The organism is Alteromonas lipotrueiana, from assembly GCF_019249245.1.
Taxonomy (GTDB): Bacteria; Pseudomonadota; Gammaproteobacteria; order Enterobacterales; family Alteromonadaceae; genus Alteromonas; species Alteromonas lipotrueiana.
This window is the reverse complement of record NZ_JAESDK010000009.1, coordinates 18023-42035: the sequence shown is the minus strand read 5'-3', so window position 1 is coordinate 42035 and position 24013 is coordinate 18023. Positions and strand designations below refer to the sequence as shown.

The 24013-nt window shown below is 43.6% G+C and carries 22 protein-coding genes and 1 pseudogene; 18 read left to right on the top strand and 5 right to left on the bottom strand.

Annotated features, from left to right (window positions below; all coding sequences use genetic code 11):
* Window positions 1-501: 501 nt before the first annotated feature.
* Window positions 502-1560 carry a tyrosine-type recombinase/integrase gene (locus JK130_RS07845; protein WP_218353770.1) on the top strand — a complete coding sequence of 353 codons (1059 nt, stop codon included), beginning with the start codon at window positions 502-504 and terminating at the stop codon, window positions 1558-1560.
* Between the two features lie 295 nt (window positions 1561-1855).
* Here the strand turns inward: JK130_RS07845 and JK130_RS07840 are convergent, their stop codons facing one another.
* From JK130_RS07840 to JK130_RS07830, 3 genes are all read right to left on the bottom strand, one after another.
* Window positions 1856-2107, bottom strand: coding sequence for a GlsB/YeaQ/YmgE family stress response membrane protein (locus JK130_RS07840; protein WP_218353769.1), 252 nt, complete (start codon window positions 2105-2107; stop codon window positions 1856-1858).
* A gap of 115 nt (window positions 2108-2222) precedes the next feature.
* Window positions 2223-2813 (bottom strand): carboxymuconolactone decarboxylase family protein, encoded by a 591-nt coding sequence (locus JK130_RS07835; protein ID WP_218353768.1) that lies wholly within the window; start codon window positions 2811-2813, stop codon window positions 2223-2225.
* Window positions 2814-3277: 464 nt separating this feature from the next.
* A complete protein-coding gene (locus tag JK130_RS07830; RefSeq protein WP_218353767.1) occupies window positions 3278-4330 on the bottom strand; it encodes an NAD(P)-dependent alcohol dehydrogenase in 1053 nt (350 codons plus the stop codon).
* A 604-nt stretch (window positions 4331-4934) separates the two neighbouring features.
* On the opposite strand from JK130_RS07830, the gene JK130_RS07825 reads away from it, so the two are divergent.
* The 5 genes and pseudogenes from JK130_RS07825 (at window position 4935) to JK130_RS07805 (ending at window position 10305) form a co-directional block, all read left to right on the top strand.
* On the top strand, window positions 4935-5810 hold the full coding sequence (locus JK130_RS07825) for a DNA replication terminus site-binding protein (protein WP_218353766.1): 876 nt from the start codon (window positions 4935-4937) through the stop codon (window positions 5808-5810).
* 108 nt (window positions 5811-5918) lie between these two features.
* A pseudogene (locus tag JK130_RS07820) lies at window positions 5919-6771 on the top strand (IS30 family transposase).
* A 123-nt stretch (window positions 6772-6894) separates the two neighbouring features.
* Window positions 6895-8493: an FAD/NAD(P)-binding protein gene (locus tag JK130_RS07815; protein ID WP_218353765.1), complete on the top strand. Its 1599-nt coding sequence runs from the start codon at window positions 6895-6897 to the stop codon at window positions 8491-8493.
* A 72-nt stretch (window positions 8494-8565) separates the two neighbouring features.
* A complete protein-coding gene (locus tag JK130_RS07810) occupies window positions 8566-9831 on the top strand; it encodes a DUF945 family protein (protein WP_218353764.1) in 1266 nt (421 codons plus the stop codon).
* 117 nt (window positions 9832-9948) lie between these two features.
* The gene (locus tag JK130_RS07805; protein ID WP_218353763.1) at window positions 9949-10305 is read left to right on the top strand and encodes a hypothetical protein; all 357 of its coding nucleotides are present in this window, start codon (window positions 9949-9951) and stop codon (window positions 10303-10305) included.
* Window positions 10306-10362: 57 nt separating this feature from the next.
* On the opposite strand, the gene JK130_RS07800 is transcribed toward JK130_RS07805, so the two are convergent.
* A complete protein-coding gene (locus JK130_RS07800) occupies window positions 10363-10728 on the bottom strand; it encodes a diacylglycerol kinase (RefSeq protein ID WP_218353762.1) in 366 nt (121 codons plus the stop codon).
* Window positions 10729-10893: 165 nt separating this feature from the next.
* Window positions 10894-12528, bottom strand: a complete 1635-nt coding sequence (locus tag JK130_RS07795) for an FMN-binding glutamate synthase family protein (RefSeq protein ID WP_218353761.1) — start codon at window positions 12526-12528, stop codon at window positions 10894-10896.
* Window positions 12529-12801: 273 nt separating this feature from the next.
* Here JK130_RS07795 and JK130_RS07790 point away from each other — a divergent pair, with 273 nt between their 5' ends.
* The 12 genes from JK130_RS07790 to JK130_RS07735 all read left to right on the top strand — a co-directional run bounded on the left by JK130_RS07790 (window position 12802) and on the right by JK130_RS07735 (window position 23827).
* Window positions 12802-13749, top strand: coding sequence for an alpha/beta fold hydrolase (locus JK130_RS07790; protein ID WP_218353760.1), 948 nt, complete (start codon window positions 12802-12804; stop codon window positions 13747-13749).
* A 54-nt stretch (window positions 13750-13803) separates the two neighbouring features.
* Window positions 13804-15396 carry a cation:proton antiporter family protein gene (locus tag JK130_RS07785; protein WP_218353759.1) on the top strand — a complete coding sequence of 531 codons (1593 nt, stop codon included), beginning with the start codon at window positions 13804-13806 and terminating at the stop codon, window positions 15394-15396.
* 118 nt (window positions 15397-15514) lie between these two features.
* Window positions 15515-15991 (top strand): bacterioferritin, encoded by a 477-nt coding sequence (gene bfr, locus JK130_RS07780; protein WP_218353758.1) that lies wholly within the window; start codon window positions 15515-15517, stop codon window positions 15989-15991.
* Window positions 15991-16458 (top strand): bacterioferritin, encoded by a 468-nt coding sequence (gene bfr / locus JK130_RS07775; RefSeq protein WP_218353757.1) that lies wholly within the window; start codon window positions 15991-15993, stop codon window positions 16456-16458. The genes bfr (JK130_RS07780) and bfr (JK130_RS07775) overlap by 1 nt, the downstream gene beginning before the upstream one ends.
* 295 nt (window positions 16459-16753) lie before the next feature.
* Window positions 16754-18187, top strand: coding sequence for a cytochrome-c oxidase, cbb3-type subunit I (gene ccoN, locus JK130_RS07770; protein WP_218353756.1), 1434 nt, complete (start codon window positions 16754-16756; stop codon window positions 18185-18187).
* A gap of 14 nt (window positions 18188-18201) precedes the next feature.
* Window positions 18202-18807 (top strand): cytochrome-c oxidase, cbb3-type subunit II, encoded by a 606-nt coding sequence (gene ccoO, locus JK130_RS07765; RefSeq protein ID WP_218353755.1) that lies wholly within the window; start codon window positions 18202-18204, stop codon window positions 18805-18807.
* A 1-nt stretch (window position 18808) separates the two neighbouring features.
* The gene (locus JK130_RS07760) at window positions 18809-18982 is read left to right on the top strand and encodes a cbb3-type cytochrome oxidase subunit 3 (protein ID WP_218353754.1); all 174 of its coding nucleotides are present in this window, start codon (window positions 18809-18811) and stop codon (window positions 18980-18982) included.
* Between the two features lie 4 nt (window positions 18983-18986).
* Window positions 18987-19946, top strand: coding sequence for a cytochrome-c oxidase, cbb3-type subunit III (ccoP, locus tag JK130_RS07755; protein WP_218353753.1), 960 nt, complete (start codon window positions 18987-18989; stop codon window positions 19944-19946).
* A gap of 105 nt (window positions 19947-20051) precedes the next feature.
* Window positions 20052-20531 (top strand): FixH family protein, encoded by a 480-nt coding sequence (locus JK130_RS07750; protein WP_218353752.1) that lies wholly within the window; start codon window positions 20052-20054, stop codon window positions 20529-20531.
* Window positions 20531-22918, top strand: a complete 2388-nt coding sequence (locus tag JK130_RS07745) for a heavy metal translocating P-type ATPase (protein ID WP_218353751.1) — start codon at window positions 20531-20533, stop codon at window positions 22916-22918. Before JK130_RS07750 ends, JK130_RS07745 begins: the two co-directional genes overlap by 1 nt.
* Window positions 22915-23148 (top strand): cbb3-type cytochrome oxidase assembly protein CcoS, encoded by a 234-nt coding sequence (gene ccoS, locus JK130_RS07740; RefSeq protein ID WP_218353750.1) that lies wholly within the window; start codon window positions 22915-22917, stop codon window positions 23146-23148. Before JK130_RS07745 ends, ccoS begins: the two co-directional genes overlap by 4 nt.
* Window positions 23135-23827, top strand: coding sequence for a sulfite exporter TauE/SafE family protein (locus JK130_RS07735; RefSeq protein WP_218353749.1), 693 nt, complete (start codon window positions 23135-23137; stop codon window positions 23825-23827). The genes ccoS and JK130_RS07735 overlap by 14 nt, the downstream gene beginning before the upstream one ends.
* Window positions 23828-24013 lie beyond the last annotated feature (186 nt).

The following is a 24013-nucleotide window of genomic DNA, read 5'->3' as shown; positions in this document are numbered from 1 at the left end:
ACCCGTCAGATTTCACACAGAACTCGATTTAGAAAGTAGTTTTTTTGTCCAAATTCGTCAGGAATATTCAAATTCCAACCATACTTTTTGAAAGACCACCTTAATTCATTTGAAGATGACTAAAACAATGCGAAGTAACTATAATTTTGAAAGAGTGCCTGCCACAATTTTACCGAGAAGCCATCCTAAAAGTAACAGAAACTGACAACCATTATTCCTATTTAACATGTTTATTAGACTTAGTCCTTTAGCTTTAAATCCCCATTCAACTGTAAACAAAGCTAAGTACTTGCAAATTACAACGCAAGCTGTATATTTATACAGTTGCCAATAAAAAGGCATCTAAGAAGAAACGGGCAAGTTTAGATATCGAGATCTACTGCGATCCATCACGCAAGATAACTGGAATTATCATGCGTGATGATAACGCATATTCGTATAGTTTGATCGAGTAAATTTTATATCTCACTTAATATCAATAAGTTAATAGCAAAGGAATTCATGGGTTACTCAGCTTTAGCACCGATCCCGGGGTTTGTCAGTGTCTATAAAGATGCGGTTAATAAATATTTCACCGACATATTTACCAAGCTGCCCCGCAATACTCAGCGTGCTTACGTAAGTGATTTCAATGAGTTTGCTATTTTTTGCGAGCAAGAAAATCTTGAAGGCTTTAATGATTCCATGCATAACAACGAAGACTGCATAAAACGTTATGTAGAAGTTCTCTGTCAAAGCCCCCTTGCCTATCGAACCATAAAGCGTCGCCTCAGTGCTTTGAGTAAATTTCTAGGAATTGCCCAGTTACCAAATCCTATTGTGCATTCCGTGTATCTTAAGGATTTTGTCAAACTTTCGCTTGCTCAGAACGAAAAATACCAGCTTAGTAGCCATCAGGCTGTTCCGCTTACCCTGGATATTCTGGAAAAAATCAACAATAACGTTATTCCAGATACCTTATTAGAGATGCGTGATCTCGCATTAATTAATCTGATGTTTGATGGTTTGCTTCGGGCCGATGAGGTTGTTCGTATACGATTGGAACATATCAATAAACGAAACAATGCTCTACTGGTCATAACGTCAAAATCTGATCAGTCTGGCAAAGGCTCTTATCGTTACATCTCGAACAGCACTATCGCAATGATTGACGAGTACATTAATGAAGCCAACTTCAATAAAGCAAAAGAAATCGAACGGGATATGCAGGATCCGCGAAGGATAAACAAGGGAATTTTGTTCAGACGAGTATCCAATCGCGGCCACGCCCTACTTCCTTATGACGAATCCAAAGCCGGTAAATCATCACCTATTTTAGAATATTCAAGTATTTACCGAATTTGGAAACGCATAGGCAATCTGGCAGATATCAAAGAAAATATTACCCCTCATTCCGGACGCGTTGGCGGTGCGGTTTCATTAGCCGAAAATGGCGCTACGTTACCAGAGATGCAATTAGCTGGCGGCTGGAATTCGCCAGAAATGCCTGGTCATTATGGCCAACAGGCCAACGTAGGGTTAGGCGGAATGGCGAAGCTATCCTTGAAGCGAGGAAGGTGAGTATATTCCTAATAACTAGGGTTTCGATAATCGGTTGTTGTTTTATCAGAGTTTTTTTACTGATACGGTTAATCAAATCAACCACTTATATAAATCTACATCACTGATTAAATTTTCAGTTTATATCTGCTCTAGCTATTATATTGTCGCTAACCAATTTAAATTATTCGTAATGCGTGAATTTAATTACTCATAATTTGGCCGTATCTCAATTTCGATATCAAAAAAAGCCTCGAAAATGAGGCTTTTTAGTTATTTATGTTTTAAACGCTTGGCTAATCTTGTAGTAAACCCGCTAGGCTCGTTTAACCAAACCAACAATAAAGAGAAGTACGATGGCACCTACGGTGGCCGTTATAATAGAGCCTATTAATCCGCCGGCGCTGATTCCAAGTAAGCCGAACAAAAAGCCGCCTAATACTGCTCCGATTATGCCGATAATGATATTACCGATAAGACCAAAGCCACCACCTTTCATTATTTTGCCAGCTAACCAACCAGCAATAGCGCCAATCAATAGAAATATTATTATTCCTGTTGCATCCATAACATTACCTTCTTCGTTAATAACTTAGTGTGTTAATTAATAATGATAATAATAACAAATGGTTCACATTGGATGAAAAAACATACTTTGTTGAATCTAAATATACCCCGTGTAACTATCGATGCTTTCCAACTTCCCAATCAGTATCAGACAGCAATGCTTCACCGGATTCAATTGCGCCAGGTTCCATAGTGGTCCCCATAGAATCATTCCACCGGTTTAAATACCCAAATAATGAAATAACACCCATGATTTCGACAGTATCCTGTTCGCTCCAATGTTGTTTCATTTCATCTATTACTGTTTTATCTACATTGTTAGGAACCGTAGATGCAGCTACCGTTAAATTTAAGGCGGCTTTTTCAGCAGCACTAAACGCAGAACTACTCTGGTAATCCCAAACATCTTCAAGCTGTTTTTGTTCAGCACCATAGCGTTCAGCTGCACGAATGGTGTGAGCCTGACAATAGCGACATCCGGTAACATTGCTTGATACGTAGGCAATGAGACGTTTGAAAGCACTGGTCACATTTCCCTGATTTTCCATAACCGCCATATTAAGGTTTATAAAGGCTTTAGCGATGGCAGGGCGATGCATCATGGTCAAAACACTGTTAGGGCAAAAACCCAGAGTTTCGTTAAAAAACTTAGCCATTTCTGCTACTTCGGGGTTGGTGTCAGCGGCAAGTGGTGTAACTAAAGGCATCGATAATTCCTGGATAAAATTTAACTGATTACAATCAATATAAACTGCTTCGTTCGGCTATTACAAGCTGACTTTATTGAATCTTCTCGCCTTATCTTCGCGAGAACTTATTGCATGAGGTGATTCAAAATTTTGGAAAATGCCCGTCAACCGCCCTATTTGTTCAAAACTTAAGTCCATATTAAACAGCGTTTAAAATACAGCGGTTGGTATCGGATATTGTTAATCGAAACCCGGTTTGTCACCCTTATCTATGTTGGATATGAACGCAAGTGGTCGTTCTAGAGGCTTTGTAACGAAGAAGAGTTAGATAAACAGAATGCTTAGGGTTCGGCATACAGGTAAGTAAACTAGGACGGTAGATTAAAGAATTGATATCAAATCGCTGTACGCATAAAAAACCGGTGACAACCTAATTAGGCTGGCACCGGTTTATGGTAAAAAGCGAATGTACGCGCTTCGGTTTATGCATCAACGCTTAGTGATGACATATCCATTACAAATCGATACGCGATATCGCCTTTAGCTAAATGCTCGTAAGCGGTATTGACCTCTTCTGGTCGAATCATCTTACATTCAGGGTGAATATTATGCTCAGCACAAAAATCAAGCACCTCTTGCGTTTCTTTAATGCCCCCGATTAATGAGCCAGCAATACGACGACGCCCTGTAACCAGTGGAATAGTAGAAGGCTCATCTAATGGACCTACCTGGCCTACGATAACCAAAGAACCATCTACATCAAGTAGGGGCGCATACTGGGTAACGTCATGCTTTACCGGCACGGTATCTAAAATAAGATCGAACGCATTGGCCGACTTTTTCATCGCCTCTTCGTCGGTAGACACCAAAATTCCAGAAGCTCCTAACTCTTTTGCTTCCTCATCTTTTGCATCAGAACGACTGATTACGGTCACTTCAGCGCCCATGGCTACAGCCAATTTAACGGCCATATGACCCAAGCCGCCCAGTCCGATAACACCTACCCGGCTGCCCTCTTTAACATCCCATGTACGCAATGGCGAGTAAGTGGTAATTCCGGCGCACAAGATAGGGGCTGCTTTAGCCATGTCTAATGCTTCTGGCAAGCGCAGCACAAACTGTTCGCGCACAATAATATGCTTAGAATATCCACCTTGGGTTATTGTCTCATCAATGCGATCAGGGGCACCATAAGTGGGTGTCATACCGTTTCGGCAGTACTGTTCTTCGTGGTTGTCGCATTGGTCACACTGCTGACAACTATCGACCATACACCCAACGGCCACATGCTGGCCTACTTCAAAACCTTTTACGTCTGGCCCTACTTCCAGCACTTTACCTACAATTTCATGTCCGGGTACAAGCGGATAGGACTGGGGTCCCCAGTCGCCGTTTACAGTATGCAAGTCGGAATGACAAACCCCGCTATAAAGTATTTCTATTGCAACATCGTTGTCACGAATATCGCGACGTTCGAAGTGATATGGCACCATGTGCGCATTTGAATCGTGTGCTGCATAACCAACTGTTTTCATCTATTACCTCGAAGTATCTATGAATGTGGGGTAATTACGTATTTAACTTAGTTTTAGCCTTACCGCTTTAGCAAAAATGCACTGTTTGTCTAAAAGATGTCCAGCATCGGCTAAATTAGTAGGATTTATGCCATATTCCAAGCCAGGATACTTCGCGTACCCGTGTTAAAACCAGCGTTTATAAACTATCATTCTTGCTATAAGCAATAGCTTTTAGGTTATTGATAAGAAATACGATTATTAGTAAATTTGCGTTCTATAGCTCGAGTCATCTATTTTCAGTAAACCAGAAGTTTATACATTTTGATCGCTTTTTTTTGCCTGTCCAACTAACCCCCTTTATTATGATTATTCATGGAAATGGTTTTCCTTCAAAGCCTGCTATTTCCTTTGAAGAAGGTTTTGGCCTTAAGAACTCTAAAGTCTCCCCTACAGACAGTTTTTGTGCCGCTATGCGGCATTTATTAGTTTTAATATACCTATGGTATGGTGCCGTAAATTTCAATGGAGAAAACTATCAGCCGTTGATACATCGTTAATTACACTAGTATATTACCATCTATTATTTTAACATGTATATATATACAGCATGTGAAGATATCCTATGAATCTGCTTCGTTACTATATGATGAAAATTGAAGAACATAGTGATGCTCTTGTCCAACTTGTGCATCAGTATGGCGAACCTAATAACGCAGTTATGTTTGCTTTGCCCCGAATTACCAAAGAACAAGAGCAAAAGATTATTGATGATGACTACGACTCTATTAACGTCACTACCATAGTAGGTCAGCAGGCGGTAAACATGGCCGCTCAGGCTTTTAAAGACATGTATGTATATGAAAATGACTTAAGTCGACGGTTTGTTCAGAAGTACCCCGGACTTATTTCACTGTCATGCGACTACACAATGTTAGCGGCAGTAGTTACAGAGCTAAATAAAGCGAAAGCCGCTTTTAAAGCTGAAGTGCAAAAATACAATGACGCAGAACAAAAGTTTTTTGAGGTGCATGATAGATTTCATTATCTCATCACCACTATGGCCTATCGGAAAGTGTATACCTTTCAAGGAAATTACAAGGCATTTTATTTCAATTGGTCCAGACGACCAAGAGTTGAGACCGACACTAAAGAAAACTGGATAGAGCGTATTGAGCGCGCCAAAGCAACCGTACCGGCAAAACACAATCAGTATTCATGGTACGCCCTGTTAGAAAAAGAAAAAGAGCAGGTTGCAGGTTGTGCCGCTTTAAAACTGAGCATCCGACGACCTATAAAGTTAAGACCCGAATGCTCAGCACGAGATAATGAGGGCAAAATGCTCGGATACAGTGCCGGTTTGCCTTTTTTACTGACTAATGCAGAAAATCGTCCTAAAGTCTCAGAGCTTAAAAACTATGAAAGAACTCCCATTAAAACCCGCTCGGGAAAATGGCAATTGTTGTTACCTCGTCTTCATTTGTATCAAAAGGTTCCATAATAGGCCCGAATTCAGATAATAAGTGCACCACTCATGGTTAAACGGTGAGAAGAGATCAACTGCCTGTTGGTGGTACTCTGTAATCGCCAAAAAACATGAGTAGTTACCATGAGATACAAGCAGTTGATCGAAGGACAACGATACCAGATCGAAGCCTACTTAAGCGAGGGTTTCAGCTATCGGGAGATTGGGAAACGGCTGAAGGTGAGTCACAGCACCATTAGTCGGGAAGTCCGGCGCAACAGAATAAGGGATAATCACTACCTGCCCGAAGTGGAGCCCCGAACAGATTGCAGGCGTGGGCAAAATTATTGGTCATATCGTCAGTCATGAGTGGATTTACGGCTTCGTACAGCGCGATAAATTGCGCGGTGGAAAGCTCTACAAGCAGTTACGACATGGCCACCGTAAATACCGTAAAGGCAGCTACGCGAAGCGCGTTATTATTCCGAATCGGGTTGGCATTGAATGCCGTCCTGCCATAGTAGATAAGAAGAAACGGTTCGGTGACTGGGAAGCCGATACGGTATTAGGCAAGAACGGCACAGGTGCCATCGTGAGCCTGGTTGAACGAAAAAGTAAGCTGTACCTGATACGCAAAGTGCCAGCAAAAACTGCTGCAGATGTAGGACGGGCAATGGTTGGCATGTTATGGCGCTACCGTCGCCATGTCCGGACGATTACAGCCGATAACGGCGCAGAATTCTGCGCACATGAGCTGGTAGCGGATAAACTAAAAACGGACATCTACTTCGCTAATCCATACTCATCGTGGGAGCGCGGCCTAAACGAAAACTTCAACGGATTGCTGCGGCAATACATCCGAAAGGGCACAGATTTACGGACAGTTACAGACAAGCAAATTGCAGACGCTCAACGGGCACTTAACCTTCGGCCAAGAAAGTGCCTGGGATATAAACAGCCAGCAGTGGTGTTTGATAAATTACGTGGCGCGGCTTAATTTAGCGAGTGGTGCACTTCGGGGTTGAATCCGCGGGTGGGTAATTCCAACCTTCGCTACTTTTGATGATCCCAGTATCAATATACAGGTGTACTCATTCTATTGTGACTAAAAACGTACTCTATGAGCCCTGAATCTTCAAACATACCGCTAAATGTTGCTATTGTTGGTGCAGGCCCGGCAACCGTGTATCTACTTGCCGCCCTGGCCCGTCAGCGCACCAAGCTAAATGGCACCGTCACTATTTTTGAAAGCTCTGATGTCATTGGACGTGGTACCCCATACAGCAGTTATTCCAGTCAGTATAAAATGCTATCGAATTTGAGCGAAGACGAGGTGCCTGAACTGCACATATCTTTCTGCCGTTGGTGCGAAAAAAATTATATTACCCGAGATAAAAACACGCAAAATATTGTACCGAGGTACCTGTTAGGACAATATTTTGAAGATGCGTTTCACTACTATTTACGTATTTTACAGCCCTATGTCACTCTTATAACCCGATGCGAAATTACCCGAATTGAACCAGCCGGAGATAAACAATTTTTGGTGTATCACCACAGCCGGCCCCTGGGTGCTTTTAGTCAGATTGTGATAAATACCGGGCATGGCACCATAGATAGAAGCCAAAGTGAGGGCAACCACCCTCCATTTGCGCATTATTTCAAAACACCCTATCCCTTACAGCGCATATTAGATCGTAAATGCTCTCAGGTAATAATACGCGGAGCTTCGTTAACGGCGATAGATTGCGCATTAGCGGTAGCGCAAAAACATGGCTATTTCATCGAAAACTGCTACGGCCTGCACTACGAGTCCCGAACCCCATTGCACATTACAATGTTTTCTACCTCAGGTCGCTTTCCTGGGCCCTGGTTTGCTTCGTTAGATTTACAAAGCGACATTGCTCAGGCGTTTGAAGAAAAGCTTAGTAAAGACAATACGATTTGTCTTCAAACTCTTTTTGATACGGGGTTTATTGAATTTTTAGCACATAATGCGCCGGCGGTTTATCAGCAGGTCAGGTTCAAGAATATTGAAGAAGTAGTGGAATACCTATTATCTAACCGTCAAAAACTAAATGTTGAAACATTACTAAAAGTCGAAGTTCTTAGTTACTCAGTGAACCGCGAATCTACTGAAAACTGGCAAGGCGTATTAGAATGCTTTGGTAATGTTTTACATCGTTATTCTCATTTGCTGAACAAGCACGATTTAGACTGTTACCAACAAGTATTAAAGCCTTTCATTGCAAAAGCTAATGCCGCTTTACCATCGCAAAGCGCAGCGAAAATACATGCCCTATTGCAAGCCGGATGTTTGTCATTGCAGCAGCGCGATATTCCGAAAACAGAATTTAAAATACTTAGCACTTCTGTAAGTTGTACAAAAGGCACGTTATATGTAGATTGCACCAGCGGTGATAGCCTTGAAAGTTGCTGTACTATGCTTCAGCCTCTTTTACGGGCAGGATTTTTAACGCATAAATCCAGGGCAACGCCTGATAGTCTCGATTTACGCGTAAACCAGGATTTTCAAGCAATCGGGACCCACGAACCATCACCTATTTTTATCGGTGCCCCCTCACTAATCAGCACAACCCTAATGACATTGCCAGGATTAGAAGTTAATGATTATTTATCAACAACCATTGCCAAGGCGTTGTTATGTGGACACGCACAGTCCCCAACACTGACCATGCAATCGCATCGTTGCTCTTAATTGGATCTGTCGTGCTCACTCTTCGTATAGTAATAGTATTGATTCACTGGATTTATTGATGAAAGGAATATTATGAAAAACAAAGCAATCGTGGGTGGGATTGGTTTAGTGGTTATTATTGTTGCGGGCCAGTTCTATACCAAAGCTGCGTATGAGGAGAGTATTGATGCTCAGGTCAAGCAGCTGAAAGAACAACTTCGTGGAAAATCTGTTTCATTAGCCCACCAGCCTGCAGAGCGAGACATATTTAGCGCCAGCGATGTTTTTGAGATAAATATCAGTGCCGACGACACACGCTTGCAGCTGTTAAATCTAAACGGTGATTTAACCTTTAATGCGCTTAACAATTGTACCCTTTTGCCTTTTTATATCACCTGCGACACTGCTCTTGAGCCGCTAAGTTCTGCCGCAATCAATATGGCCAAAACTTACCCTGTTGAGTACAAAGCCGGCTGGTCTGCTAATGTCTTATTCAATAGTGTTGAAAGCTTTCTGACCACTGAAGAAACCGTGATAGACGATTTTGACGGAAAACTGGTCCTTGCTCCTACATCCATATACAGCGAAACTAATTTAGAGATGTCTGAGTACGAAATTGAGGCCAATTGGAAAGGCATGACACTGACCGGTAGCTCTACCGGCACTGATATATCCCTTGGCCGGTTCCAGTATACTGCTGAAGCTGAACTTGAAGACAAAAATTTTTTTACAGGTGAGTCGACCATCGATTTAACTGATATAAAAATTGTAAGTAACGCCTCTGCAATGTTACCCAGTGAGATACTTATAGATAAAATAATGGTCTCGACTGAAATGGAACGCGAAGAAGATGCATTATATGAATTAGAGTACGAATTTCATATTGATAACATAAGTACCGGCACCACCAAAGATGTGATCAGCAATGTTGAAGCTGACATCAGTATTGATCAGCTTAGCCCTGAATTGTTAAGTGCATTGCGTACTATGGACTCGCAGTCTCAGGGTAAAGCTTTTGATTCCGCTATTAATATCTTCGGGCAGCGTGAACACAATATCACTATTGAAAAATTTGGATTTCACTTTAACGACGAACCTATATCTATAACCGGCGATTTAAAACTGGCCAGGCATAAAGCGGCTGACTATGACAAAGGCGAGATAGGTCAAAAAATTAATGGTGTTGCAGAGATATCTATCGCAAAAGAGTTAGCCGAATCAAGCCCGCTGATAAGCCTGGTGTTAGCAGAACAAATTAAACAGGAAGTTCTGACATTGGAAGACAACACCTATAAAGGAGATTTTGTTATCAAGCAGGGTGAAGTAATGACGAACGACAAGCGTTTGTTCAAGTTATAGATTTAAGCTTACCACATGACATACGCTGGCACTTATACACAAGCATTATGTGCTTTAAATCTGTTTTTCTGGTCTCAGCGTACCCACTTTAATTGTATAAGATAAGGAATAATATTGATGTCATACGAGATTGATGAGCATCACGCTAAAACACTAATCGGGGTGTTAGAACAGTCTGCCCACTGGAAGGTTCATCCAGAGAAAAAAGGACCATTTTCAAGTGCCCAGGAAGCAATAAAATACGTTGAAACACACAACGAGCCATTGTGTATTCGGGTTCCGGTTGCTGGGACGGACGACCACCTTACGGTAAAAGTTACTTCAAGTGGCGAAGATGTTGTGTTTAGTAACGTCAGTTTTGACGAACCCGTTGAAAAACGCGTTCACAGTTCGCACCTGAAGCTAATCGAAAGTACCGTCACCGACATGCTGAATGCTAAATTGCCTGAAGGGCAAAAAGTGGCGTCGTTTTAACTTATCATTTAAGCCTTTATTACCAAGCCAAGACGATGCCTATCGTCTTGGTGGCTTTCAAATTTTAAGTAAAACTGAGCCCCAAACTATTGCCACCAGCAGCAAACTCACAAACACAGCAGCAGACCCTATATCTTTTGCTTTGCCAATCAGAATATGTACCTCATCGCTTACTCTGTCTGCTAATGCTTCTATGGAAGAATTAAGAAGCTCAGCAATAATGACAATAAAAAGGCTCATGATCATAAGCAACTTTTCACTTAATGAAACATCCAGATAACACGCCAACGGCAAAAGTAAAGCTATTGCCGCAAGTTCTTGTCTGATAGCAGGTTCGCTAATAAAAGCCAGTTTCAGCCCATTGATGGAATACTTTGAAGCATAATACAAACGGGAAAAGCCCGCGGTCTTGGTTTTAAACATACAATACCTATTACCACCGACACACACGTTTCAACTTTGATAAGAGTTACAACGCGTGCTGACCAAATACATATCTTTGGTTACTGCCGGTCTTCTTTTTATTATTATGTTTAAATAATGCAATAGTTTGTGACAAAGCGCCAGCTTTTATAATACTTAACGCATTTATTCATCTACATTTTTTGTTTCTTTTTCAATATCAGCTAAGTGACTTGAAGGCATAAAGCTATCAGCACTGGCTTCCATAAAATGCAATCTTAAGGATTCAGGCAAGTCATCTTCTAACAAACTTGCACGTTTAACCAACGGAAAAATCTCATCATAACGCTTAACTTCACTTTGATTTACTCGCCTGAATATATGCGTCCGGTTTAAGCGATCGGGCGAACTGTGTCCGGTGGAAGACAAAATATCCATTAGCGACTCCACGGTTTTATGATGATAGTTACGTACCCGCTCCCCTTTGTCCGTAGGATCTAGCCCTTTACTAAGTTTAGGATCCTGCGTAGCGACTCCCGTGGGGCACGTGTTGGTGTTACATGATAAAGACTGTACGCAACCCAGCGCCAGCATCATGCCCCGGGCGCTGTTACACAGGTCAGCCCCAAGGCTTAAATTTTGCACCATATGAAACGCGGTAAAAATTTTACCTGCAGCAATAACTTTAATATCTTCGCGAAAACCAAAACCCGTTAATACATCATCGACAAATGCCAGCGCTTCACGTAATGGAAAACCAACAGAATTTGAGTATTCTAACGGCGCAGCGCCAGTACCTCCCTCACCTCCATCAACAGTTATGAAGTCAGGCTTTATACCGGTTTCGAGCATCGCTTTACACACGGCAATAAACTCGCTTTTTCGGCCCAATGCTAATTTAATCCCAATTGGTTTGCCCCCAGACAGATCGCGTAACCTGGTAATAAAACTCATCATTTCTTTAGGGGTAGAAAATGCGGTATGTCGGGGCGGCGACTCAACCGTAGTGCCTTGTTCAACCCCTCTTACTTTGGCAATTTCGGCGGTGTTTTTATGTGCGGGTAAAATTCCTCCATGACCAGGTTTGGCGCCCTGAGACAATTTTATCTCTATCATCTTAACATTGTCATGACCGGCTTTTTCTTCAAAAGCCAATTCATTAAATGAACCATCTTTGTTTCGGCATCCAAAATAACCGGTACCAATTTGCCAGATAATATCCCCACCATGCTTCAGGTGATACGGTGTTAAGCCGCCCTCCCCCGTATTTTGCGCAAATTGCCCTTTGGCTGCGCCTTTGTTCAGCGCCTCAACTGCATTTGCACTTAAACTGCCAAAGCTCATGGCTGAAACATTCAACAAGCTAGCCGAGTAAGACTGTTTACAATCGGGCCCTCCTATTATAATTCTGGGGTCCTTGTCCATTTCTTCACGATTCATCGCGGATAACGAATGTCCTATCCATTCATAACCACTGGCGTACGTATCCATTTGTGTACCATAAGGGTGGGTGTCCAAAGATTTTTTTGCCCGCTGATACACAATAGAGCGGAACATCCGATTTACCGGACGTCCTTCAGTGTCTTTTTCAAGAATATATTGCTGAATATAAGGACGAGTGCTTTCAATGACCCAACGCATGCGACCTATCACAGGATAGTTTCTCAATATAGAATGCTGTAACTGAATAGCGTCACGCCAGGTAACAATGGTGGTAGTCAGCGTTATTATCAGCAGCCAGAGCGCCGGGGGCCATATCAGACCAATCACAATATTAAGTATTAGTACCGCGGTAACAACGGTTAACATTGTTCTTCGCATGCAAACTCCTTATTTTTGTTCAATCGGTATGAACTGATATAAGCCCAGGATCATATATGACACCGAATTAACCTTTTATTACTGATTCTTAATTGTATCTTCTACGTAAATTGTATTAATTCCCCGACTGTGCCTTTCATCACTACAGACCATATGGTAAAAAGCCTTTACACGCTTTGTTGACCACGGTTTTCGATGTAAATCAGTTTTTTAAGTGGGTCAGTTTTTCTTTTTGCGCGATTACCGCACCTTTCTTGGAGTTTGCAAACTCATATGTGGATTTGGCTTGTCTTTGTCATACTGTTAGTTGTTGTTTATTGGTATACCTACCCACGATTAGGGCGGTTGCTGCTTAACGCGTATCAGCAAAAAGCCTATAAACAAGCAAACCTGGTACGCCGGCGCTATTCGATAAACGGTATCAGCTTAAGTGTGTTAGAAACTGAAGGCGCCCGGAATAAAGACAAACCGTTGTTGATGATGATACATGGCTTTACCGCCGACAGCTCAGTTTGGCTGTCATTGGCCGCCTTGTACAAAGACGACTATCACCTGGTAATTCCAGACCTGCCGGGCCATGGACATACCGGTTTTTCAGACCAGTGGAAATACACCATCGAGGCTCAGTCAGTCATATTAAATGCCTTAATCTGGCGTTTGGGCTATCAAAAAGCAACATTGATTGGCAATTCAATGGGCGGATACATCAGCGCGTGGATGTCACGTTACAAACCTTCCGCGGTTCACGCGCAGATTCTGCTGTGTCCAGCCGGGCTGCCTTCTGTTAAAAAGAGTCGGTTGGATACATTATTAGATAAAGGCCAGAATCCTTTTTTTATCACGCGCCGACGTGCCTATTATCGTTTCTTTGCCATGACAATGACTTCTCGTCCTTACATCCCAAAAGTGGTAAAAGATGTGCTGGCTGACGAACATATACGTCGCGTTAAAGATTATCAGCGGGTTTTCGCCGATTTTGCGGAAGCAGGCTATATGAATAAGACAGAGCTTGGCAAAACTCAGGTTCCCACTCTTATCATCTGGGGCGCAAAAGATGCTATTTTAGACGCCTCGGCGTTAGACAACTGGTTAGCGTGCTTATCTTGTGATTATGAGGTTTTTCAGGATGTAGGCCACATGCCCATGCTCGAAGCACCGGGCCGAACCTATCAGCGTATACAGCATTTTTCACATCGGCTTCGCGCAAAAAATGCCGCCTGATGTTTATTACAATAATGTAGTTTTTTAATTTTCTTACCGGACGTTACCTGCCAAATGGAATACATTTTTCTGCTCTTTGCTTTTGCCTGTGGTCTTTCTGTTAAACTTGCTGGCATTCCACCCATGGTGGGCTACCTGGCAGCCGGTTTTGTACTGAACGCGCTGGGTTACAGTATGACGGACAATTTGCAGGACATTGCAGATTTGGGCATTACCATCATGCTATTCACTATTGGCTTAAAGCTGAATGTAAAAGACTTAAGCAAGCGCGAAGTCTGGCTGGGTAGCATCGCCACTACCATGTTGTGGGTGGTGGTAGCCGGCGTGGTAATTATGGCCTTAGGTGTTGTCTTTGGTACGGCCACCGGCGCTATAGACTGGCAAACAGCTGCTTTGATAGCATTCGCGCTGAGTTTTTCAAGCACGGTGTGTGTAATCAAAGTTCTTGAGGAAAGCGGTGAAAGTAAAACCCGCCATGGTCGATTGGCCATTGGTATATTGGTCATGCAAGATGTGTTTGCTGTGGTATTTATGGTTGCTGTTACCGGTAAACTTCCCTCTTTATGGGCCATTGGCCTGTTTGCACTTGTTCCCGCTCTGCCTCTTATCAATCGTGTCATTGACCGTTCCGGGCACGGTGAATTATTACCCCTTACGGGGTTTGTCCTGGCTTTAGGCGGCTACCACCTGTTTGACCTGGTGAATATCAAAGGCGACTTAGGAGCCTTGATCGTAGGCATTTTACTTGCCCGTCACTCAAAAGCGGTGGAGTTGTCTAAATCTTTGCTGGCGTTTAAAGATCTGTTCTTAATTGGTTTCTTTTTATCCATAGGGCTGACCGCACTGCCCGATATGAACATGCTGTTATTATCCCTTGCCGTTTGTTTACTGCTTCCGGTAAAAGCCATTATGTACTTTGGGTTATTTACGCTGTTACAACTTCGGGCCCGTTCCAGTTACCTTACCAGCCTGGTGCTTTCAAACTACAGTGAATTTGGGTTAATTATCGGCGCGCTTGCCGTGTCGCTGGGGTTATTAGATGAGCATTGGCTTGTGGTGTTAGCTCTCAGCGTTTCTATTTCGTTTGTGGTGACCAGTTTACTTTACCGAAACTCCCATAGCCGATATGTAAAGATTAAATCTAGCATTACCCGGTTTGAACGTGATAAACGCTTATCTGAAGATATTTACCCGAGTTTAGATAATGCGCATTTTCTGGTTATTGGCATGGGCCGGGTGGGTCTGGGGGCTTATCGCTCTTTAAGCAAGCTGGTAAGCAGCGATGTAATCGGAATGGATGCCGATCGTCCCAAAACGGTTCGATTACGAAAAAAGGGACTAAACGTTATTTGCGGTGATGGCGAAGATATCGATATGTGGGAAAATCTTAATATTTCTCAAGCGCGTTTGGTATTACTGGCCTTACCGTCAATTGAAGATGCCATCAATATAACCCGTCAATTAAAATTTGCGGGCTACACCGGAAAAGTGGCGGCCATAGCGCGTTATGAAGATGAAGTAAATGCGCTGCTGGAGCATGGTGTCGATAAGGTATTTAACTTTTTCACCGAAGCCGGTTTAGGCTTTGCTGAAGAGAGCCTTGCATATGTTCATGCAAATCAGGACGTTATTATTCCTCACAAATAAAAACAAAGGTTTAAGTGATAACCATTATCGTTAGTATGTTATTGTTTTAAAGCCTTTTTTTGACTAATAAGACAGAAGCGCTTATACTTTTCATCTCATTTATCGAGAGGATCTGCACATGCAAGGCGACCGCAAAATTATAGCCATGCTCAACGAAGTGCTGACGAGCGAGCTTACATCCATTAATCAGTATTTTTTGCATGCTCGCATGTTCAAGAACTGGGGTCTTGAACAGCTGAACAGTAAAAACTATAAAAAATCGATTAAGGATATGAAGCAGGCTGATGACCTAATCGAACGAATTCTTTTTTTAGAAGGCTTGCCAAACCTTCAGGCGCTCGGAAAATTGTATATTGGTGAAGCACCGCAAGAAATGATCGGGTGCGATACGCGCTTTCAAACCGAGCAGTTACCCTTATTAAGAAAAGCCATCGCGTTGGCTGAAGAAAAACAAGACTATGTTAGTCGCGAATTACTTGAAGGCATACTTACATACGAAGAAGACCATCTGGACTGGCTCGAAACCCAGGAGTATCAGATTGATACTATGGGACTCGAAAATTATCTTCAGGCTCAAGTAAAAGGAGACAAATAATGAAAGGCAATCAAACCATAATCTCCGGTTTAAATGCGTTGCTGGCTTACGAGCTAGCCGCTATGGATCAGTACTTTATCCATTCACAAATGTATCAGGACTGGGGTCTGAACAAACTGTATGAGCGCATCGATCATGAATTTGATGATGAGCGCGGTCATGCGACAAAGCTAATTGAGCGGATGCTGTTTTTAGAAGGCAAACCCGACATGCAAACGCGCACCGGTCTTAAAATAGGTGATGATGTTCAAGCTATGTTAGAAAGTGACCTGCGTGTAGAATACGAAGTTGATGCTAAACTACGTGAAGTGATTGCGCTGTGTGAGCAAGAAAGTGATTACGTTACCCGAGATATGCTAATAGAATTGCTTGATGACACAGAAATGGACCATGCTCGCTGGCTAGAGCAACAATTAAACCTTATTAAATTGCTGGGTCTGTCCAATTATTTGCAAGCTCAGATGTAATATCGAGTTTGCCTGGTTAAAAGTAAAAAGCTGCATTTTAATGCAGCTTTTTTTTGTCTATAAATTACCAGCTTTAAGCAAGCAGATTAAGGCCAAAACAATACCTGTACAGCTTTCACACCTTTCCCAAATTTTTTAACACAAACTATTTTTTTAGCGACTGCACAAACATGCTACGGTTTGTAGTATCTTTTTATATACAGACACATTATTATCCGCGTAATTGTTGATTCGTTTAAAACGTGAACAACTGGTGTTATTGACACCTGTTACTTTGAAGTGGAAGAGCCAGTAAATGAGTGAAATCAGTCAGGAAAAGCCGGTATACAACTACAAGGTTGTGCGGCAATTTACCATCATGACCATTGTCTGGGGTATCGTAGGGATGAGCTTGGGGGCGTTCATTGCCGCTCAATTATTTGCTCCGGTTCTGAACTTCGATTTGCCCTGGCTTACATTCTCACGATTACGACCGCTACATACAAACAGCGTTATTTTTGCGTTTGGTGGTTGTGCATTATTTGCCACCTCGTATTATGTGGTGCAACGAACCTCTCAGGTCAGACTGTTCAGTGACAAACTTGCGGCATTTACGTTTTGGGGTTGGCAAGCGGTTATCGTCAGCGCCATTATTACCCTGCCCCTGGGGTTAACCACGTCAAAAGAATACGCCGAACTGGAATGGCCAATAGATATCTTAATTGCTCTGGTCTGGCTGGCTTACTGTATAAACTTTTTCGGCACCATGATTATTCGACGGGTGAGTCATATCTATGTTGCCAACTGGTTTTTTGGCGCATTTATTCTTACTGTATTGATACTGCATATTGGCAACAGTATGGCGATACCGGTTTCGTTTGGAAAATCTTATTCGCTGTACGCAGGAGCAGTAGATGCGATGATGCAGTGGTGGTACGGCCATAACGCGGTAGGCTTTTTCTTAACCGCCGGTTTTTTAGGTATGATGTATTATTTTGTACCTAAACAAGCGGGACGGCCTGTCTATTCCTATCGCTTGTCTATCGTGCATTTTTGGGCCCTTATTTCGTTGTATATTTGGGCTGGCCCACACCATCTTCACTATACCGCTCTGCCCGACTGGACCCAGTCATTAGGCATGGTGATGTCTATAATTTTGTTCGTGCCCTCGTGGGGCGGAATGATAAACGGCATCATGACATTATCGGGGGCATGGCATAAATTACGGACCGATCCGGTGCTGCGCTTTTTGGTTGTCTCTTTAACCTTTTACGGTATGTCTACCTTTGAAGGCCCAATGATGGCCATAAAAACCGTCAATGCGTTGTCTCATTATACCGACTGGACAATTGGACATGTGCATTCCGGCGCTTTGGGCTGGGTTGCGATGATCTCCATCGGATCCGTATACCACCTGATCCCGATTCTTTTTGGTCAACGCGCAATGTATAGCGTACGCCTGATTAATGTACATTTCTGGTTAGCCACTATCGGTGTAGTGCTTTATATCGTGGCAATGTGGTTCTCGGGGGTATTGCAGGGCTTGATGTGGCGGGCAGTCAATGCTGACGGAACGTTAACGTACAGCTTTGTAGAGTCTTTAGAGGCTTCTAAGCCATTTTATGTTGTGCGCTTTATTGGTGGCTGTTTTGTGGTGGTAGGCATGTTGGTTATGGCCTACAACACCTGGAAAACCGTTCGTGCGCCTAAGGGCAGCATTGCCGCCGACGCAGCTACGCAGCCAGCATAATAAGGAATTGACGAATGAAGAATCCTCACGAGTTAATAGAGAAAAATGTCGGCTTACTCACTATTCTTATATTAGTAGCAATTAGCCTGGGCGCGCTGGTACAAATTACACCGCTGATGTTTCAACAGCAGACCATGGAGCCAGTGGAAGGACTTACCCCCTATACCGCTTTGCAGTTAGAGGGTCGGGATATTTATATTCGCGAAGGTTGTGTAGGGTGTCATTCGCAAATGATTCGCCCCTTCCGGGCAGAAACCGAACGTTATGGCCACTACAGTGTGGCCGGGGAGTCGGTCTGGGAGCACCCGTTTTTGTGGGGCTCTAAACGCACCGGACCCGACCTGGCCCGCGTAGGCGGACGTTACAGTGACGCATGGCATTTAGCCCACTTGCGAAACCCTCGCGATGTAGTGCCCGAGTCTAATATGCCCGGCTTTCCATGGTTATTAGAAAACACACTAACCGGTGAGCTTACCGCTAAAAAAATGCAGGTATTCCAGGGGTTTGGTGTTCCTTATACAGAAGAAGATATATCCGGTGCTAAAGAAGCAGTAGCCGGAAAAACGGAAATGGAAGCGCTAATTGCTTATTTACAATCACTCGGGACGCATTTGAAATAATATGGATCAGGGCATTGTAGGAACAATTTTTACATTAGTGGTTTTTATCTGCTTTTTTGCCGTGGTGTGGTGGGCATTCAGTAGTCGAAACAAGAAAAAGTTCGATGACGCGGCCAATCTGCCGTTTGCAGACGAAGACCATCAGGAATCAGACAAAAAGAAGCGGGAGTCTTGAGCTCATGAGCATGTTTTGGACAATCTGGATCTCGGTAATTACGCTGGGTACCATTATTGGATGTTACTTCCTGTTGCGGTGGTGTCTTACTAATTTCACTGATGTAAAAGAAGGTGAAAGTATGGGCCACACCTTTGACGGCATCGAAGAGCTCAATAACCCCTTACCTAAATGGTGGACCATACTTTTTTATGTCACCATTGTGTTTGGGTTTATCTATTTAATTTTGTACCCGGGGTTAGGCAGTTACCAGGGATTATGGGGTTGGAAAAGCTCTAACCAGAATATTCAGTCATTAGCTGAATCTGAGCAGGCTCGGTTGGATGCGGCGCAGGAAGGCATGTATGTTGAATACGATGTAGCTCTGCAAAAGGCCGCACAAAGGTTTGACCCGATTTTTGAAGCATTTGCAAAAACTCCGGTAGAAGAACTGGCAAACAATCCTGATGCGGTAAAGATTGGTCGACGCTTATTTTTACAAAATTGCTCTCAGTGTCATGGCTCTGATGCGCGCGGCCAAAATGGTGGCTTTCCAAACCTTACCGACAATGACTGGTTATATGGTGGCAGCGGTGCAAAAATCACAGAAACACTGATCAATGGTCGTCAGGCGGCGATGCCGGCCTGGTTAAATGCCATGGGCGAACAAGGTATTGATGAAGTGGTCGCCTATGTTCTTAGTCTAAGTGGCCGACAAGTCAATCAGGACCTGGCCGCGAAAGGAGAAACTCGTTTTGCAGTATGTTCGGCGTGTCATGGTGCTGACGGTAAAGGTAACCAGATACTCGGGGCGCCTAATTTAACTGATAATATCTGGTTGTATGGGGGCAGTAAACGTGCGGTAACCGAGACCCTGAACTATGGTCGTAATGGCGTGATGCCCGCCTTTAAAGACACACTGGGCGAAGACAAAATACATGTGGTCGCTGCTTACGTTTACAGTTTATCCAATCAACCGCAATAACGCGTGGATTACCTACAATTATAGGTAGTTTAGAGCGCAGTGTTTTAATGATACTGCGCTGTAACCGCTTCTGAGTATTTTTTAAACCGGTATTTATAGCCCCTTATGCACGATCCCTGGTACAAACAATTCTGGCCCTGGTTTTTTATAGTCGTTCCTTTCATTACCTTAATTATGGGAGGGGTATTGTTGTACCTGGCGATCAACACCCAGGATACATTGGTAGTCGATGATTACTATAAAGAAGGTCGTGTTATTAACGCGACATTAGCCCGCGAACAGGAAGCAAAAGTCAGAAACATCAGTACTTCACTGGATATAAATGAAGGAAGCGTGTCGCTACGGTTTATAACCGGCGCACCTGATAACGGAACTGCAATCAGACTCTCGTTTTATCATACCACTTTGGCAGAACGCGATGTTTCAGTACTGCTGAGCCGTGATGCTACCGGCGTTTATCGAAGCTTTCTTGAACATGATCTTGCCGGAAAATGGCGCGTTACCATAGAGCCGCTGGATTTGGTCTGGAAACTACAAACCGTGCAGTTTTTACCTCAAGAAAAACCCATTTTAATCAATCCTTGATGCAAACTGATATTTGTTTTCATTGCCACCAGCCTGTGCCCAATGGCTTGGCAATACAAGAAAAGGTGTTAGCTTCAACGCGATCTTTTTGTTGCTACGGTTGTCAGGCTGTTGCACAAGCGATTGTGGCCAACGGCTTAGAAGATTACTACCGGTTTCGGACCCAACCTGCTGAATCGGCTAAAACTACAGACCCTGTCCCTGCAGAGCTTGTAATGTTTGACGAGCCTGATGTTCAGCAGGAATTTGTATATCAGCATGGAGAGCTGAGCGAAATTGAGCTAACTATTGAGGGTATCAGTTGCGCGGCCTGCGGCTGGCTTATTGAAAAACAAATGGCAAAAACGCCTGGCGTAAAGCAGGTGGCGGTAAATGTGTCTCAGCGACGCGCATTGATAAGCTGGAACCCGGATGAAACCCGATTAAGTAAAGTACTAAAACGCCTTGGACGTATAGGATACAAAGGTTTTCCTTTTCAGCCTCACGAACATGAAGCATCGTATCATCGTGAACAGCAGCAGTTTGTGAAAAAATTAGGCCTCTCAGGCATTATGACCATGCAGGTAATGATGCTGATGGCAGCTCACTATTTTGACCTATTGGGTGACATGAGCACCCTCACCCGCCAATATTTTAATTGGATAGCCTTATTATTAACCACACCGGTGGTGTTTTATTGTGCATCAATGTTCTATAGCAGCGCTGTTAAAGCGTTGGCGGCACGCACGGTTAATATGGATGTCCCGGTTTCTCTGGCCATAGTAATTACGTATATTTCCGGAGCCTGGGCCACCTGGCAGCAAGTCGGACAGGTGTTTTTTGAATCTGTGTGCATGTTTATCTTTTTGTTATTACTGAGCCGGTTTGTAGAACATAAAAGCCGGTACCAGGCAATGCAAACATCGGCCAACATGCTTAAATATATGCCGGTCTCGGCGACCAAAATTGAAGCCAGTGGTCAGACAACCGTTCTGGCGCGAAAACTAAATCCGGACGATCGCATTCTGGTGCTTCCGGGAGAAATAATCCCCGTCGATGGCTGTATTTATGAAGGCAGCTCTTACATAGACGAGGCTATGCTAACGGGTGAATCAACCCCCATCGCCAAGCACTCTGGCGATGCTGTATTCGGGGGGACGCTCAATGGCGACCAAAGCCTTAAGATAAAGGTCAGTGCTACGTTAAATGCATCGCTTATCAGTCAGATTGTCAGATTACAAAGTCAGGCTATGGCCAGCCGTCCGGCGGTAGCACAGCTGGCCGACAAGCTGGCGACCGGGTTTGTCTTTACCGTCTTAATTATTGCTTCAGCCTCATATGGTTACTGGTACTGGCAACAAAACCCGGATGCATTGTGGATAGCGGTGGCAGTATTGGTAGCCACCTGCCCTTGCGCTTTGGGTCTTGCAACGCCTGCAGCGTTAACCTGTGCGATGGCAAAACTAAACCGGCATGGTGTCTTACTCAAACGAAGTGATATTCTGGAGTCGTTAGCAAATATTGATACCATTGTTTTTGATAAAACAGGCACGCTCACCCAGGGTAATTTTAAAATTATGGCGTCGTGGTTTATAGACCCCGACCAAAAAGAACAGACATTAAGTCTGGCTGCACATTTAGAAATGCAGTCGCAGCATCCTCTTGCTTCAGCCTTTACCACGTTACCGCAAGCAAAATATGGTCACTTCGATCTTCAGGTTATCTCGTCGCCGGGTGAAGGGCTCACCGCTGCCTATAAAGGTGATGAATATAAAATAGGCTCACCGGCCTTTACCGGTACAAACGATATTGCGTTGCCATTTTGCGCAAATGTTGTAATGACATGTAATACCAAAGCCATAGGCGCATGGCGTATCACTGACTCGGTAAAACCCGGCGTAGAAACTGTACTGCGCTCATTGGCGTCAAAAAACATCTGTATATTAAGTGGCGACAGCCAGGCTAATGTAGCCACGGTTACAAAGACACTAAACATAAATACAGGCTACGGTGAGCTTAGTCCCGGTGGCAAACTGGCGAAGCTACAATCGATGCAACACTCAGGTCATCAGGTAATGATGGTGGGCGACGGCATAAATGATGCGCCAGTGCTGAGTCAGGCAAATGTATCGGTAGCTGTAGGTAATGGTACTGATATTGCCAAAGCCAGTGCGGATATTATCTTTTTAAGCGAAAACTTAACCTCATTACCTTTGCTGTTTCAGATAAGCGCTCAAACAAAACGCATTATACACCAGAATTTTGTATGGGCATTAAGTTATAACGCGGGCATATTGCCTATGGCGGTGAGCGGATTGTTACAACCCTGGATGGCAGTTGTAGGTATGTCGTTAAGTAGTATTATTGTGATAGTAAATTCGACCCGCCTGATAAAGACATCTATATGAACATTATTTATGTACTTATCCCCTTAGCTGTAATTATTGTAGCTATTGCTATTGCTGTGTTTTTTTGGGCAGTACGCAGCAAACAATTTGAAGATTTGGATCGGCAGGGTTATAGCATTTTATTTGACGACGACCTGTCTGAAGAAGAAAAAAAACTCGCAGACGAGCGAAAAGCACTCCATGACCAGGGTTATGATCGAGACTATGATCGAGACTATGAGCGAGATTAACCTGTTCTCAGCGTTGCTTATTGGTTTGGCCGGAGGACTTCATTGTATCGGAATGTGCTCGGGAATAGCCGCAGCTTTACGTTTTGCCACACCTGAACAAGACAATCACTGGCCCTACACGCTTAGCTACAACGCCGGACGAATCATCAGCTATACCTTGTTTGGCGCTTTGGCAGGGACATTGGGACAACTTTCTGTGATGAGTTTGCCCCATGCCCTGCCGCTTTTAAAACTCACAAGCGGTATATTGTTGCTGGCCATGGCAGCTTATCTGGGTCGATGGTGGCTAGGGTTGCGCAAGTTGGAACAGCTGGGTGGAAAAGTCTGGATACGCATCCAACCATTGTCAAAGCGATTTATTCCGTTCAGGCACCCCGTAGCTGCACTGCCTTACGGAATGATTTGGGGCTGGCTGCCATGTGGGCTGGTGTATTCAGCATTAAGTTGGTCTATGGTTAGTGGTGATGCCCGGCAAGGCGCGCTTATCATGTTATGTTTTGGTCTGGGCACTTTACCCGCTTTATTAGCTGCAAGTATCGGGGCATCGTGGTTGGTGTCTGCACTTAAAAGCAATGGGTTACGACAGACGGTGGCCGGCTTGCTAGCGTTATATGCCGTTTTATTGCTAGCTACCCTTTTTGTATCTCATCTTCAAAACATGCCCGTTCAACATCACTGACATTTCGGCATAAGTGCTTTTATTCTGGTATCAGCATTCATCAGTTGGCGGGTTAAAATAATGGGGTTTGCTTAACATCCGATTTCAGGTTGAGACCCCGATTCCTTTAATTACTCAATTTTGGGCAAATTGAACTCAATCGTGTTCTTTACAGATCCCTGCCTTTAAACAATAAACAGGAAGTAA